Source organism: Corynebacterium sp. HMSC071F07 (genome assembly GCF_001810285.1).
In the GTDB taxonomy this organism is placed as follows: domain Bacteria; phylum Actinomycetota; class Actinomycetes; order Mycobacteriales; family Mycobacteriaceae; genus Corynebacterium; species Corynebacterium simulans.
This window is the reverse complement of sequence record NZ_KV800710.1, coordinates 44,510-57,572: the sequence shown is the minus strand read 5'-3', so window position 1 is coordinate 57,572 and position 13,063 is coordinate 44,510. Positions and strand designations below refer to the sequence as shown.

14 protein-coding genes are annotated in these 13,063 nt (G+C 58.3%); 5 read left to right on the top strand and 9 right to left on the bottom strand.

Annotated elements, in window-relative coordinates; genetic code table 11:
• Positions 1-225 precede the first annotated feature (225 nt).
• The 5 genes from HMPREF2724_RS06800 to HMPREF2724_RS06780 form a co-directional block, all read right to left on the bottom strand.
• Positions 226-1,224, bottom strand: coding sequence for a hypothetical protein (locus HMPREF2724_RS06800; protein ID WP_061925181.1), 999 nt, complete (start codon positions 1,222-1,224; stop codon positions 226-228).
• Positions 1,221-2,057, bottom strand: a complete 837-nt coding sequence (locus tag HMPREF2724_RS06795) for an AAA family ATPase (protein ID WP_188310733.1) — start codon at positions 2,055-2,057, stop codon at positions 1,221-1,223. The genes HMPREF2724_RS06800 and HMPREF2724_RS06795 overlap by 4 nt, the downstream gene beginning before the upstream one ends.
• The gene (locus HMPREF2724_RS06790; protein ID WP_141748355.1) at positions 2,054-2,761 is read right to left on the bottom strand and encodes a hypothetical protein; all 708 of its coding nucleotides are present in this window, start codon (positions 2,759-2,761) and stop codon (positions 2,054-2,056) included. The genes HMPREF2724_RS06795 and HMPREF2724_RS06790 overlap by 4 nt, the downstream gene beginning before the upstream one ends.
• Before the next feature lie 211 nt (positions 2,762-2,972).
• The gene (locus HMPREF2724_RS06785; RefSeq protein ID WP_070432733.1) at positions 2,973-3,863 is read right to left on the bottom strand and encodes an ATP-binding cassette domain-containing protein; all 891 of its coding nucleotides are present in this window, start codon (positions 3,861-3,863) and stop codon (positions 2,973-2,975) included.
• Entirely contained in the window at positions 3,860-4,234 is a 375-nt protein-coding gene (locus HMPREF2724_RS06780; RefSeq protein ID WP_062036714.1) for a GntR family transcriptional regulator, read from the bottom strand. The genes HMPREF2724_RS06785 and HMPREF2724_RS06780 overlap by 4 nt, the downstream gene beginning before the upstream one ends.
• A gap of 214 nt (positions 4,235-4,448) precedes the next feature.
• Here HMPREF2724_RS06780 and HMPREF2724_RS06775 point away from each other — a divergent pair, with 214 nt between their 5' ends.
• Complete coding sequence (locus tag HMPREF2724_RS06775; RefSeq protein ID WP_070432732.1) at positions 4,449-5,627, top strand: NYN domain-containing protein; 1,179 nt, start codon at positions 4,449-4,451, stop codon at positions 5,625-5,627.
• Positions 5,628-5,731: 104 nt separating this feature from the next.
• On the opposite strand, the gene HMPREF2724_RS06770 is transcribed toward HMPREF2724_RS06775, so the two are convergent.
• Positions 5,732-6,475 carry a PspA/IM30 family protein gene (locus tag HMPREF2724_RS06770; RefSeq protein WP_061925196.1) on the bottom strand — a complete coding sequence of 248 codons (744 nt, stop codon included), beginning with the start codon at positions 6,473-6,475 and terminating at the stop codon, positions 5,732-5,734.
• Between the two features lie 147 nt (positions 6,476-6,622).
• Entirely contained in the window at positions 6,623-6,997 is a 375-nt protein-coding gene (trxA, locus tag HMPREF2724_RS06765) for a thioredoxin (protein ID WP_061925198.1), read from the bottom strand.
• Positions 6,998-7,126: 129 nt separating this feature from the next.
• Between trxA and HMPREF2724_RS06760 the strand changes: the two genes are divergently transcribed.
• Genes HMPREF2724_RS06760 through HMPREF2724_RS06745 form a run of 4 tightly spaced genes read left to right on the top strand, consistent with a single transcriptional unit; the run spans position 7,127 to position 11,601 of the window.
• Complete coding sequence (locus tag HMPREF2724_RS06760; RefSeq protein ID WP_061925201.1) at positions 7,127-7,330, top strand: heavy-metal-associated domain-containing protein; 204 nt, start codon at positions 7,127-7,129, stop codon at positions 7,328-7,330.
• Positions 7,331-7,372: 42 nt separating this feature from the next.
• Positions 7,373-9,637 carry a heavy metal translocating P-type ATPase gene (locus HMPREF2724_RS06755; protein WP_070587930.1) on the top strand — a complete coding sequence of 755 codons (2,265 nt, stop codon included), beginning with the start codon at positions 7,373-7,375 and terminating at the stop codon, positions 9,635-9,637.
• A gap of 45 nt (positions 9,638-9,682) precedes the next feature.
• Positions 9,683-11,020, top strand: coding sequence for an MFS transporter (locus HMPREF2724_RS06750; RefSeq protein WP_070587928.1), 1,338 nt, complete (start codon positions 9,683-9,685; stop codon positions 11,018-11,020).
• Between the two features lie 2 nt (positions 11,021-11,022).
• Positions 11,023-11,601 (top strand): VanZ family protein, encoded by a 579-nt coding sequence (locus tag HMPREF2724_RS06745; RefSeq protein WP_070587926.1) that lies wholly within the window; start codon positions 11,023-11,025, stop codon positions 11,599-11,601.
• Here HMPREF2724_RS06745 and HMPREF2724_RS12870 read toward each other — a convergent pair.
• Together HMPREF2724_RS12870 and HMPREF2724_RS06735 are read right to left on the bottom strand one after the other, a co-directional pair.
• Positions 11,525-12,358, bottom strand: coding sequence for an alpha/beta hydrolase family protein (locus HMPREF2724_RS12870; RefSeq protein ID WP_371440785.1), 834 nt, complete (start codon positions 12,356-12,358; stop codon positions 11,525-11,527). The genes HMPREF2724_RS06745 and HMPREF2724_RS12870 overlap by 77 nt on opposite strands.
• 166 nt (positions 12,359-12,524) lie before the next feature.
• Positions 12,525-13,063: DnaB-like helicase C-terminal domain-containing protein (locus tag HMPREF2724_RS06735; RefSeq protein WP_305764395.1), on the bottom strand; the 539-nt coding region annotated here is incomplete at its 5' end.

Sequence of the window (13,063 nt, the reverse complement as noted above, 5' to 3'; positions counted from 1 at the left end):
TGGCACACTATTGAGTTCTCAGACATCATCGCCACACAACGAACAGGCACCATTTGAATAGTGACAGCTCATTATGAGCAAAAAATTTGTTTTTGTCAGGGCCTGTTTTCCTATCGCCGCTTCAGCCAGTCACTGGGTGACTGTGGGGCGCTGTCGGTCGCGCTGACTCACATAAAGTTACACACCACTTTGAAACTTTACAAATCCGCAGGTAAACACAACTTTTTAGGTCTTTATACCTAGCCATTTTTTAAGGCCTGAGGCGTATGGATTCACCCGTCGCACGTTGGCGGGCAGCAGCACCGCCCACAGCACGTACGTAACGGCCGCCGCGAGCATCATTGGCACCCCGTCGAGCATCTCCTTCATTCGCAACACGAAGATGGCTGCCGTTGCAGCGGCAATCAGCACCGGCATGTAGACGGTCTTCCACGAACACAATTCAAGCGAGACAACGAGAGCGGGCACCAGGAAGCCGAATGCTGCAATGAGCCAAATAGGTTTACCCACAATCAGCCAGCTAAGCCCAACGCCAAGGAGGCTCGCCGCCGGACTGACCAAGCTTGCGATGATGACATGTCGCGCCCAAGTACTTTGGCTGCCGCCAAGCGTGACGAAGTTGGCCAAAGAATCTAGGTGTTGCACAACAGTTGCCATCGCCAAGATGCCCATTGTCATCAGCATGTTTCCGATATTCGGTCCGTTCTCAGGCCATGTGCTGCTGATGAAGGCGTTCGCCACCGCTGCGATCCCCAGGACCACCCAGCCGATGACCCAACCGCGAACCAACGGGCGGTAGACCAACTGACCTTCAAGGCTTGCTGGGAAGTGTCCAAAGCTATCATTGCCTGGAGTATCCGCTAGAAGGTCTTCGACCGTCATGGTTTTGGCTTTGGCCTTCCAACAGGTCAGCTTCCACGCGAGAATTAGCGCCGTTATGACGAGGGCGAACCACCATCGCAAATAGATGCTGATGACACCAGCAATTAGGGCTGGCATTACCGCTACGATTCGCCCATAGCGAGTTGTAACCGCGGTGCTAAGGCCCAGCGCCTGTGCTTTGGCCTTGTCTGGTTCAGTCGCAAAAGTCTCCGCCCAAAGTGCGACGAGGGCGAATACAGTAATCAGCGGGTCTTCAATTCCGCGAAGCAGGAAAATTCCGGACAGCAGGAATATCGTGACCAACGAGCTGCTCCAATTGAGCGTGCCGAAGAAGAGTTTCATTGTGCACCTCCTAGCGCCAGCACCGCCTCTTCCAGGGTGACTTCCTGCGCGCGTAGCCCGAATTCTGCCGCCTGATCGAAGACGCACTCGGCGAAGTTGGGGCGGGCGTCGATAAGCACACGCTCTGCGTGGACCGAGGAATGGCGGGCCAATACCGGCAACTGTAGGCGCCCCAACGCCCTATCTACTTGTTCCGCAGGGCCCGTCACCGCCACGATGCAGTCGACGAGGCTTTCAATGGGGCCAGACAAGGGGGCTTCGCCAAGCAAAAGCACCGTGTCGAGGTAGCCCTCAATCTCATCAAGATGATGGGTGGACACCACAATCGTGCGTTTGCCCTGTTCCTCCCGGAGGACCTCAAGAAAGCGCTGACGCTTATCGACGTCGAGGCCCAGGTAGGGCTCATCCAGCAGCATCAACTCGCAGCCGGAAGCTACGGCGAAGATAAAACCCATCGCGGACTTCTGGCCGCGGGACAAGCCGGAGTAGTTCTTCTTCGGGAGCGCAAATTGCGCGGCAAGCTCTTCAGCCCGCTCCTGGTTCCAGGTCTTCCACCGCGCCTTGCCAATGCGGAAGAGCTTGTCTACGTTCCAGCCATCGAAAAGCGGGTTATCAATGCCCATCAGGATGATGCGATCCATGATCTTCTGGTTGTCAAAGGGACGCTCCCCAAAGACTTTCAACCCCTCCGACTTGAGCTGGCCTGCGATCATGCGCAACAGCGTCGTCTTGCCCACTCCATTGGGACCCACCAGGCCGTGGGTCAGGTTATCTTCGAGCGCGAAAGACAGCGCCGGAGCATTTTGCATAGCTAGGTTTTCGGCTTTAATCATTTCGACCGCTCCGGGATACGTTGGGTATTTGCGTACAGCGGGTAAAAGTAATGAACGGGCAAAACAAGGACGATGCAGACTACGCATACGATCGCGCCGGTAGGCTGCGACATTTCCACGCCCCGAATAAACCCGAGAAGGCTCGTTCCTCCTATCACTCCAACGAGGCCCAACCACAAACTCGCATTGCACAACACAAAGAACAGGACATAAAGTCCTACATTCACGAAGAGATCCGCGGGCGCAAGCAGCCCACTTAGTGCAAGCACGCACACCAAACCGAGCAAGCCCGTGCCTAGGTTGTGGCGGCGCCAGGAGCGGCGCGTGCGCCCGAATGCCTGCCACATGTAAAGGTCGTCGCCAAAGAGCCAGCTGCTACCAAGGGCGCCAAAGAGGACGGGAATTGCCCAAATAAATGGATCCCGCACTGAAGGGAATACGCCGGGGAGCAACTTCTGCCAAGCGAAGAGCAGGCCGCCAACGATGACGGCAGTGGATAGTATGACTTTCCACCGCGAGCCCTTCGAATCTTTAACGGCGGTGCGCTTGCGCTCACGATCTTTATCACGGATTTGCTTGTATAAATACCAAACGACGAAAAGTGCGACTAGCCCGGTGATTCCCAGCGCTTGCGGCAGTGGGATAACACCAATATTGAACACGGCAATGACTCCGACCACGAGCACCGCGAGGGGAATATTCAAACGAAGGAAATCCGCGCGCCGGTAGCCAAAGGCCTTGAATGCCGGAAAAGGGACCAAGAGTGCAACGGCCAAATTGAGACCCAAGCACGAGTACATAACCTGCGAAACTAGGGGGAAGTCTGTCCAGAACCGCGCCGAGGAAAAAACTACAATCAGTACCACCGCGGCGAGACAGCGCCACCAATAGTCGGTGATGTGGTGCCAAAACAGGCTAAACATGGGTTTTAACATCGAGCCCTCCCATCGCGAGCTTCACTGCATCTTCCAAGTTGACCGGCTTGCCTTGGGCGACGCCGCGCTCCACGATGACGCGGGTATTGCCACCTACGGTCTCCTTAACGAGCGCCGCCTCTTCCAGCTCTGCGGGTAGGGACCCGGTAACTGCGACTTCAACGAGGGCGTCGTCAAGCAGAGCGGCATCAAAAGTGCGGACAACGCCGTCGCGCAGCACTAGGTAGCTGTCGACCACTTGCGAAGTCGCGTGCAGATCGTGGGTCGCCAACACCACCGTGCGCGGATGGGCCTCCAGCTCAGCGAGGAGCTCACGATAGAAGGCCTCATGGTTATAGGCATCGAGACCCAGGTAAGGCTCATCCAACAGAGTTAGCGGCGCACGCGCCGCGAGAGCAATGACAATAGCCAGCATGGAACGCTGGCCGCGGGAAGCCGAACCATGTCGCGTGCTCAGATCGAGGCTGAAGACCTCGATGAGATGCTCCGCCACCTCCTGCTGCCAGTGGGGGTAGCGCTGGGCTGCAACCTTCACAATCGCGCCAAACTTCCAGGAACTCGGGTAGGCGGTGTCCACGCCAGCGAAGACCACCTGATCCATCACCTCGGCGTTATCGAAAGGCGCTTGTCCGAAGACCTCAATTTTTCCCTTGTAACGCGCCTGCCCGGCTAGCAGCGAAAGCAGCGTGGACTTGCCTGTGCCGTTGCGGCCAACGAGCCCGTAGATGCGGCCTTCCGCTAGCTGAATATTGACGCCGTCCAGGACGGTCTTGCGGGAGAAAGACTTGGAAACACCCTGCGCGGTTGCAACGGTGTTTGCAGTAATTGCAGCGTTTGCGGGGTTCGCGGTGTGTGCGGTGTGTGCGGTCATGAGTAGAGTCCTCTGCTTTCTGCGACACGGTGGACAAGTTCTTGTAATTGCTCGCGCGTATACCCAAGGCGGACGGCCTCATCGACGAGGGGGGCGACGTATTCGGCGGCGAAGTCATTGCGTCGCCGCTGGCGGATTCTTTCGGTAGCGCCGGCCGCCACGAACATGCCGATGCCGCGGCGTTTTTCTAGAATTCCAAGTTCGGTCAACAAAGTAATCCCCTTTCGTGCCGTGGCGGGGTTGATGTTGTGGAAGGCGGCTAGCTCATTCGTCGAAGGCGCCTGCGCTCCTTCTTCCAGGCCACCTTCCACGATGGAGTCCTCAATTAGCGCGGCGATCTGTCTGAACAACGGCTGCGTTGAGTTATCCATGTACGCCTGCACCTCCTCGCTTGCTCAACTGGTTAGTTACTCAACTAACTAACTAAACAAGTACCTCGGATTTTAGATTGACGCAAGAGCAAAACTTTTCTAGGCCGCCTGACCTGCCAATTTTCCCCAAGGCATCGACGTTTAGTGACTAATGGGGCACACTGGATCCCAAAGAAAATTTATTTAGAACTATTAGGAACGGAACTTAGGAGCCATGCTTGAACGAACACTTGTCTTCGTTGACACGTCTTACCTGCTTGCGAGCTTTTATAACTCATGGGAAACCGGAGCTCGCGCGCAACTAGAAATAGACCTCCCAGAGGTCGTAAATAATCTCGGTTCCATGGTGGAGAATCAGCTCGGAAACCGCATTCACCGCCAGTACTGGTACGACGGAATCCCAGACACTGGTCCACACCGCTACCAGCGCGCACTGCGAACCTGTGATGGCGTGCAGCTTCGCACCGGCCAGCTCATCGAGTGGGGCGAACGCCGCACCCAAAAGGCAGTCGATACCCGCCTCGTTGCCGACATGATCCTCGCTGCAATGAAGCAGCAAGTCACCGACTTTGTTTTGGTTTCCGGTGACGCCGATATGATCCCGGGCGTACAAGAAGCCGTAAACGCGGGCGTGCGCGTGCACCTCTACGGCTTTGGCTGGGACTCCATGTCCTCCGCCCTGCGCCACGCTTGTGACACCACGACCATCCTCGATCCGCGCGAAGACTTCGCCGATGCAATGGAGCTGCAGGTTTTGGAAGGCCCACTGCCGCCCACCATCCGCGAGCCTCACAACAGCGACGAAGAGCTGCCGCAGGTGCCTCAAGCAGAGGACGAGTGCGAGCCTTCCGAGGCAGAAGCAGCGTTTACCTCAGCACCGAAGCCCAGCCCCTCCCCTGCCGACCTCGCGCCACATACGGCCACCACAACGGGCTCGGGTGAAACTGCCGAAACCAAGCCTGCGGCCGAGAACACGCAGGCACCGCAGACCCCGTCTCCGGATTCTGCCGACGGAACGCAAAGCGCAGCCGAGACCCCGAAGCCAGCTGCACCGAAGCCGTCCATGATGGCTCCGCGCCGCAAGCTGCGCTCCAAGTACGTGCCACTACCCGAGGAGGTCTGGACCTCTGCAGGCTTCCAGTCGCCATTCGACGTCGGCCAGCAATACGCCTCCTGGTGGTTCGAGAATGCCGCCAACGCCGAGCAACGCGACCAAGCACACCTACTCTCGGGCGGCGGCCTGCCGCCGGAGATCGACCGCCCGCTGCTGCAGTTTGCCTGTGAAACTCTGCACGAGTACACGCTGAGCGAATCCCAACGCGTCAATCTGCGCGATGGCTTCCACTCCGGCATTCGTGGCGTCCTCATCGCCATCCGCCGCGAGGAAAGCTAACCCCCTCGCCTAAAAGGAGGCGGCCACCCCTTCAGCTCCCTCAGCGTTGAGGAAAGAAGGAGGTGGCCGCCTCTTTTCTATTTCTGCCTTAAAAGCCTTAGTGGCTACTTCTGCTCACCGGAGCCTAGCTCTTTCTGCTTAGCCATCTCGGCGCGGATCCCCTCCAGACGGGAGGTTGCCTTCATGTCATTGCCGGCCGCGGTGATTTCCTGAATACGGCTGCCGCCGGAAGCCTGGTGCAGCTCCTGCGCACCCAGTGCATCGGTATAGCGCTTTTCAATCTTTGCGCGCACAGAATCTAGTGTAGGCACGGAGTCATCCGCCTGCAGTTCGTCCATGGACTGCACGACCTTGGCGTTTTGCTCCTGCATCGCAGCCTGATCAGCCTGCGCCATGAGCTCGTCGACCTGTGCCAGCTGCTCCTTCAGGCGCGCCTCGGACTGCTGCTGCTGAGCCTTAGCCTGCTCTGCAGCCTGAGCGGCAGCGGCGTGTTGAGTCTTTACGTTCTCCAGCTCATGTTCCACAGCAACCAGCTGAGAGGCTACAACCTCGGCAGCCTGGTTGTACTCGGAAGCAGACTGCGGGTCATCCGCCTTATCTGCTAGCTCGAGGGCGCGCCGCGTCTGGTTTTGGTAATCCTCCTGCTGCTTGAGCAGGCGGTTGATCTGCAGCTCGAGCTGGTTCTTGTGACCGATGATTTCCGCCGCATGCTCGGAGATCTTGCGGTGTTGTTCCTTGGCACCGTCCACAGCCTGCTGAATTTGCACCTTAGGGTCGGCGTTCTCATCGATCTTCTGATCGAAAGAGGCCATTACGTACTTCCAGCCTTTGCTGAATGGATTCGCCATTGAACTAACTCCTTGCGTGTGGAAATAAGGGAAGGTCCCAATAAAAAGGACGCTTTCTAGCGAGTTTAGCCGGACTAGCTAGAAAGCGTCCGAGAAAAGAGCTTGAGGGTGGGGGATAAAGCGCTATGCGCCGAACCCGCCGGCTTCCTAGCTCTCGCTTTGCGCGTTCTGCTCTTCAACCTGACGGCGGACGTCCTCCATGTCGAGCTCCTTAACCTGTTTGATCACATCCTCGAGGGCTGCTGGTGGCAATGCACCCGCCTCGCGGAAGACCAGGATCCCGTCACGGAAGATCATCAGGGTAGGAATGGACTGGATCTGCAGCGCTGCGGAAAGGCCCTGGTTTGCCTCGGTGTCGAGCTTGGCGAAGGTCGCGTCTGGGTGCTCCTCGGAAGCCTTCTCAAATACCGGCGCGAAGCGCTTGCACGGGCCGCACCAATCAGCCCAAGCGTCTACGAGAGTAATGCCCTCACCGGACACGGTCTGCTCAAAGGTCTCTTCAGTTACGTCGATAGTTGCCATATAAATCTCTCCTGTTTTTCGGGGTCTTTCCTATCAACGGTACATGACTGAGTGTTATTCCTTAGCGCACTATTGCAATATACCCCCTGGGGGTATACGGTCGGGTTGTACCCAAAGAAAGGAAAAACAATGAGCGTAAAGAACTACACCGTAGAGGGCATGACCTGCGGACACTGCGAAATGTCGGTACGTGAAGAGGTCGGCGAAATCGCCGGCGTCAGCTCCGTTAGCGCAGACCACACCACCGGCGCCGTCACCGTCGAGGGCGAGGGCTTCACCGACGAGCAGGTTGTCGCCGCCGTTGCAGAGGCAGGCTACAAGGTCAAGGCCTAATTCACTCTTCCCCTTCCTAATTCACTCTTCCCTCTTAGAACCATGACTAATCTCGCCCACCTGGATCTTGGCGTTTCCGGCATGACGTGCACCTCGTGCTCGTCGCGCGTGCAGCGCAAGCTCAACAAGGTCGACGGAGTAACGGCCAATGTCAACTTCGCCACCGAGACCGCCGCCATTGAGTACGACCCGGCCACTGCAAACCCCGAATCCCTCATTGAGGTAGTTCGCGGCGCCGGCTACAACGCTTTCACTATGGGCGATGATTCTTCCGATGCGGAAGACCCCGAGAATGGCTCAGATCCCACCGCGGCCGCGCGCGCCCAGGAGTCCCGTGATCTACTGCGCCGCACCCTCATCTCAGCCGCGCTTTCCACACCGGTAATGCTGGTTTCCATGCTGCCCAGCCTGCAGTTCGACAACTGGCAATGGGCGGCCGCAATTCTGGCGACCATCGTCTATATCTTCGGCGGCGCACCTTTCCACAAGGCGACGTGGGCAAACCTTCGTCACGGCTCCTTCACCATGGACACGCTGATTTCCATAGGAACCACCGCGGCCTATTTTTGGTCGCTGTATGCCATGTTCTTCGGCACCGCTGGCCAGCCTGGGATGAAGATGCACATGGAGCTGATGTCCAACCACGCACAGATGGATCACATCTATCTGGAATCGGTGGGCATGGTCATCACATTCTTGCTGTTGGGCCGTTGGTTTGAGGTCAAAGCCAAGGGCCAATCCTCGGAGGCGCTGCGCACGCTTCTGGGGATGGGCGCCAAGGACGCTACGCTGCTTGTCGACGGCGCGGAAAAACGCGTGCCCATCACACAGATCCAGGTAGGAGACATATTCGTCGTTCGTCCTGGCGAGAAGATCGCCACCGACGGCGTCGTGGAAGCCGGCGCCTCCGCCGTAGACGAGTCCATGCTGACAGGCGAGTCAATGCCCGTGGAAGTCAAGGCGGGTGACCACGTTACCGGCGCCACGTTAAACTCCGCCGGCCGCTTAGAAGTCCGCGCCACCAAGGTCGGCGCGGATACCACGCTCGCGCAAATGGCCAAGCTGGTCACCGACGCCCAGGCTTCCAAGGCCCCAGTCCAGCGCCTGGTAGACAAGATTGCACAGGTCTTCGTGCCCGTGGTCATCATCATTGCCGCCCTAACGCTGCTCGCGCACTTGGTCTTTGGGGACGGCGTCGCACCAGCCTTCATCGCTGCGGTCGCTGTACTCATCATCGCCTGCCCCTGCGCAATGGGCCTTGCAACTCCGACTGCCATTTTGGTGGGCACTGGCCGCGGCGCGCAGCTGGGGCTTCTCATCAAAGGCCCTGAGGTCCTCGAGTCCACCAAGAAAGTAGACACCATCGTCATGGACAAGACCGGCACCGTCACCGAGGGCAAAATGACCGTCGCACGTGTGCATCTCGCACAGCAAATGGGAGGCTCTACAGCAGAAGGCAGGCTTCTCCTGCTCGCCGCGGCGGTGGAAGTAGGTTCTGAGCATCCGATTGCCAAGGCCATCGTTTCAGCAGCCCAAGATCTGCCGCAGGCAGGCCGCATTGAGCCCGCAAGCGATTTCCATTCCGTGGCAGGCCAAGGCGTCAAGGGCACAGTAGACGGACACCGCGTGCGCGTAGGACGCATAAAGGGTGAGCAAGCAGCACGCGGCGAGCTCGCCGCCACCTTCCAGGCCGCGGAGGCCGAGGGTGCAACCCCGGTCGCCGTCTACGTGGACGATACGCTCGCTGGAATCATCGATGTTCGCGATACGGTGAAGCCGACGTCTGCCACGGCCGTCGCCAAGCTCCGCGAACTCGGCCTTAACCCACATCTTCTGACCGGTGACAACGAAGAAGCAGCGCGCGCCGTCGCCAAGGCCGTGGGCATCGCCGACGCGGACGTGACCGCAGGCGTGCTGCCGTCCGACAAGGTGGCGGTAATCAGGCACTTGCAGGAGGAGGGAAAGACCGTTGCCATGGTGGGTGACGGCGTCAACGACGCAGCAGCCCTTGCCCAGGCAGACCTCGGCCTAGCCATGGGGGCTGGCACCGACGTGGCGATTGAAGCATCCGATATCACCTTGATGAACAGCGATCTGCGCTCCGCAGCCGACGCCATCCGGCTCTCGCGGCGCACGCTGCGCATCATCAAGGGCAACCTCTTCTGGGCCTTTGCCTACAACGTACTGCTCATCCCAGTAGCCGCCTTGGGCCTACTCAACCCGCTTTTCGCCGGCATCGCTATGGCCTTTAGCTCCGTGTTCGTTGTCAGCAACTCACTGCGTCTGCGCAACTTCCAAACTTCCTAGCATTTTCCCAGCACACAGAGCTATACCCGGCTATAGTGCCCTTGTATGCGGACAATCAACCAAGGCCACATTTCACGCGCGGAGCGTCTCGACCGCCTGCCTGTTACTAAGAAACACAAGAAGCTGTTAGCCGGCTCAGGGATCGGCTGGGGACTCGATGCCATGGATGTCGGACTCATCTCTTTCGTCATGGCAGCTTTGGCAACCCACTGGGGCATTAGCCCTACCGAATCCTCTTGGCTGGCTTCAATCGGCTTCGTGGGCATGGCACTCGGCGCGACCTTTGGAGGATTGCTCGCCGATAAGATTGGGCGCCGCCAAGTATTCGCGCTAACCCTGCTGGTCTACGGTTTGGCCACCGGCGCATCAGCCCTCTCGACCGGATTGACGATGCTCCTTATCCTGCGCTTTATCGTCGGCCTCGGTTTAGGCGCAGAACTGCCTGTGGCATCGACGCTTATTTCCGAGTTCTCCCCGCTTAAAGTGCGTGGACGCATGGTGGTCATACTTGAGGCTTTCTGGGCAGTGGGCTGGGTGCTCGCAGCGCTCATTGGCACCTTTGTAGTCGGGGCGTCGCCTAGCGGCTGGCGCTGGGCCTTGGCGCTGGGAATGGCACCTGCCATCTACGCCCTGTTCGTGCGCCTCCGTCTGCCCGAATCGGTGCGTTTCTTGGAATCCAAAGGCCGGCACGCGGAGGCAGAAGAGGCGGTGGCCTCCTTCGAAGCAGCGGCCAGATCCGAGGGCAAACCTCAATCTTCTGCCGTTACCCCACCGACCTACGGGGAGGAAGACATCACCTCGACTAGCATTTGGTCGGCATCACTGCGCCGGCGGACCGCCGCGTTCTGGTGCATCTGGTTTTGTGTGAACTTGAGCTACTACGGCGCGTTCATCTGGATTCCTTCACTCCTCGTAGCCGATGGGTTCAGCCTGGTTAAATCCTTCAGCTTCACGTTAATCATCACGCTTGCCCAGCTGCCCGGCTACGCCGCTGCAGCCTGGCTTATTGAATCCTGGGGCCGACGCCCAACGCTCGCCGCGTTCCTAATCGGTTCCGCCTGTGCAGCAGGAATGTATGGTTTTGCATCCACCACGACCTTGATTCTCGTGGCAGGTTGCCTGTTGTCCTTCTTCAACTTGGGAGCCTGGGGTGCGCTTTACGCCATCGGCCCAGAGCTCTATCCCACCCACCTCCGCGGCGCGGGAACGGGTGCCGCCGCGGGCTTCGGCCGGCTTGCTTCCATTCTCGCTCCATTGATGGTGCCAGTGGTAGTCTCGCACGGCGGTAAGCCCTGGCTTTTTGCCATCTTCGCCGCCGCATTCGCTGTGGCAACAATTGCCGCATTCTTACTTCCGGAACAACGGGGAAAGGCACTGGTATAGAGATGAAAGCACGCTTGCGCGCTGCCGTTGCTCTGGGCGGATATTGCGCGGTCATTTTGTCACTGACCACCCTGAAAGCCTTCTTCCAGATCGGTTATCTCTGGAATCCGGATAATCAACGCGCCAGGGAGCTGCGTCTGATGCCGCTGGATGATCTGTTCTCCGGCAGCTGGTTCAAGCCTGCGTTTGAATACGGCGGTAACTTCGCATTCTTCGTCCCACTTGGAATACTGCTCTACGTGCAGGTGGGCTCGAAACTCAAGGCAACGATCTGGGGTCTTATCTTCTCTGCCCTAGTCGAGACCATCCAATACGTCTTTTCGCTAGGGCGCACCGACATCGATGATCTCTTCTTCAACACCCTGGGTGCATTCTTCGGCGCCTGGCTCGCGCAACTGCTCGGAAAAAGATTGCACGCCTTCTGGCAATGGTTGGCCATCGCCACGACCGCAGTGTTTATCGTGCTCGTAGTACTCGGCCCGCGCCTTGGCGATCCTGCAAAGGTCAAGGATTTGTCTCTGTATGGATCTGCTGAAGAATCGCTTTCCGCGCAGCTTTCCACTGCAGCCCTTCCGGCTTAGACCACGAATAATGCTCCGCGTCATCGAGGAGCACCGTCTCAATGCTGAGTCCATGCGCACGTGCTCGAGCCATGAAGTATTTGACCTCGTCGGCGTTGACGGTCTTGTCATTTTTACCGTGGAGCACCACGATGCGGGCTTTGTCGTTGACATTGTCCGCAGGTGAAGCTTCGAAATAACGCTGCGGCACCTGGCGCGGCGTACCACCTAGAAGCGTGCGCACAAACTTATCGTGCTGTCTAAAGGCCAGGTGCATGTCATAAACACCGGCAATACCCACGCATTTATCTACGCGGAACTTTGGTGCGGCACCAGGTGCCTTTGCCGGCAGCGCCGGACGCGAACAAGCCCACGTCGAAAGGTTGCCGCCCGCTGAATAACCAGCAACAACGACATTGCTGATGTCGAGGGGGATGCGTGATTCATGCGCGAGCTGCGGAATGAAGTCAATAGCCGCCGCAACGTCGTTGTACGTCATTGGCCACCCACCAGGCGCATCCTTCGCGTTCAAAGTCACGCCACGGTATTCCACGTTCCACACTGCAACTCCGTGTTGGGCTAGGTCGTTGACCACGGGTGCCGCAGAGCGCGCAGTAGACTTTTCTTGCCATCCACCACCATGGAAGAAAACCACTAAAGGGATCTTTTTCGCAGGTGAAAGCTTCTTGGGCGTCACCAAGTATCCATGTTGTCGCGGGTGTTGATGGCCATAAACAAACTTCTGGGCATTTACCTGCGGAGAGGGTTTAGTGGGCATCACGGGCGCCGACGTGGGCTGCCCCGTGCCTCCTTCAGGCGCTGGGGTGCCGGAACAACCAACGCCACTGAGGCTCAATGCCATAACGGCCGCGGCAAAGGCGCCGGAAATCGCTAAGCCGCGGATATGCGACACCGGTTGCCTATTCTGAGGGTGCGGCAGGCTATTAGCCATGTGCCATGTTGACGAACTTGGAGTAGTGCAGCTGGTGCGCAACCTGGATTGTATCGATAGGACCACCACGGTGCTTAGCCAGAATGATGTCAGCCTCGCCGGCTCGTGGGTCATCCCGGTCCTGGGAGTCTGGGCGGTAAAGCAGCATAACCATATCGGCGTCCTGCTCCAGCGAGCCCGACTCACGAAGGTCAGCAAGCTGCGGCTTCTTGTCAGTGCGGGACTCCGGGCCACGGTTCAGCTGGGAAATAGCAATCAGCGGCACCTCGAGCTCCTTGGCCAAAAGCTTAAGCTGTCGGGAGAATTCCGAGACCTCTTGCTGACGGGATTCAACCTTCTTGCCGGAAGACATCAGCTGCATATAGTCAAGCACGATGAGGTCCAAACCATGTTGTTGCTTGAGGCGGCGGGCCTTGGAGCGAATCTCCATCATGGTGAGGTTCGGAGAATCATCGATGAACAGTGCCGCGTCTTGGATGCGGTTGAGCGTCTGGTCGATCTTGGCCCAGTCTTCAGTGGAAACGCGGCCAC